This is a genomic window from Thiolapillus sp., assembly GCF_048562965.1.
In the GTDB taxonomy this organism is placed as follows: Bacteria; Pseudomonadota; Gammaproteobacteria; order Chromatiales; family Chromatiaceae; genus Thiolapillus; species Thiolapillus brandeum_A.
In genome coordinates this window covers 1-1,866 of record NZ_JBHNMF010000610.1, presented here as the reverse complement: position 1 = coordinate 1,866, position 1,866 = coordinate 1, and the positions used below count along the sequence as shown (strand labels likewise).

General features: G+C 56.9%; 1 pseudogene. It reads left to right on the top strand.

Annotation, left to right across the window (positions count from 1 at the left end):
• Positions 1-225 precede the first annotated feature (225 nt).
• Positions 226-1,566: pseudogene (locus tag ACOCD2_RS18295) on the top strand (IS1380 family transposase).
• The last annotated feature ends 300 nt before the right edge of the window (positions 1,567-1,866 follow it).

Genomic DNA, 1,866 nt, shown 5'->3' with positions numbered 1-1,866 from the left:
CTATTTTTTGAGATTTTTAGTGGTTTTTCTCCTCTGAAACTCTAAACTCTAGATACAGTAAATACTAGCCCGGAAATTTCACCGCCCCACTGGAAATAGGCCTCTTTTTGTTGCATAAAGTTAAGAGCAACCAAACACTTACCAGCAACAAAACAAAGAGGCCTATGAATACAGAGTGTAAACCAGAACAGTTGGAATTTCAGTCCCTGGGTCGGCGCGAGGTGATTGGCCGCTTGCTTCACCGATCACCGCAACCCCGAGAGCATCGAACACAGCGTGCGGGATCTGGTGGCCCAGCGGGTATATGGTCTGGCGCTGGGCTACGAAGATTTGAACGACCACGATGATTTGCGCAAGGACAGCACTCTCGCCTTGCTGGTGGGCAAGCGGGACCTGACCGGAGAGCGGCGGGTGCGCGAGCAGGACCGGGGGAACCCGCTGGCCGCTTCGAGCACGCTCAACCGCCTGGAGCTGGGCATACCGAAATCGGCTATATCAGACCGTTACAAGCGGATTGCCGCGGATAATGAAGCAATGGATCGACTGCTGGTCGATCTTTTCCTGGAGTCGTACCGCAAGCCCCCGCGCAAGATCTGGCTCGACCTGGATGCGACTGATGATCCGCTGCACGGTCAGCAGGAAGGGCGTTTTTTCCACGGCTACTACCGCTGCTATTGCTACCTGCCGCTGTATATCTTCAGTGGTGAGCACCTGCTGTGCGCCCGGTTGCGTACGGCGGACAAGGATGCCTCATCAGGCAGTGTGGACGAGTTGCAACGCATCGTAGGTCAGATCCGCGCACGTTGGCCAAAGACGCGGATCATCATTCGCGCAGACTCGGGTTTCTGCCGAGATGCGATCATGGCCTAGTGCGAGACCAACGACGTGGGCTATGTTCTGGGTCTGGCGCGCAACAAGCGCCTGCAACAGGCCTTGGGCAAAGAAATGGAAGAGGCCCGCCTGGCCTGTGAGCGCACCGGCGAGACCGCCCGGTGTTTCCGTGACTTCCGCTACCGCACGCGCAAATCCTGGTCCTGTGAACGGCGGGTGATCGGCAAGGCGGAATACCTGCCGGGCAAGGCCAATCCGCGTTTTGTCATCACCAACCTGAGCACCCGTGACGCGGATGCCCAACATTTATACGAAGATCTTTACTGTGCCCGTGGCGAGATGGAAAAATTCATCGGGAATGAATTTTCGCGCAAGCCCCGAAGGTGTGAGGCGCAGGGATGCGCCGAACAAAACCGGATCAAGGAGCAGCAACTGGGACTGTTCGCCGATCGCACCAGCAGTGCCACCCTGCGGGCGAACCAACTGCGGCTGTACTTCTCTTCTTTCGCCTATGTCCTGCTGCATGGCCTGCGTCGGCTGGGGCTGACTGGTACGGCGTTTGCCAAGGCCCAGAGCACGACGATCCGCCTGAAACTGCTGAAAATCGGCGCCCGTCTGCATCTGACGGTACGCAAAGTCTGGCTGTCCTTCTCGGAAGCATCCCCCTACGCCAGCGACATCGCTCAGATCCTGGCCAATCTCAAGCAGCACCCTGCTTGGTCACCCCCTGGATAAACCCTATTACATCCGGCAACGTTGACACAACCGATCAGACTCCGGTGCTGAGGGGCCGACGCATCTGTTCCGTCGAAAAAACATCCTCCAGAGCCCCGGGAGAGCGAAAAACACGAGAATCACTTCTCTCGGCGAGTACCTTGGCACGAGAAATGGGCTATCGGTCTATCTTGGCCACGTCCCGGCGCCCAAAAACGCCGGAACTAGGGGATCGGTGAGCGATGCGGGCTAGCGCAAATGAACAGACCCTGCTGGATCTACAAAAGCCCAAAAAAAGACGAAATGTATCTCTACCTAGTT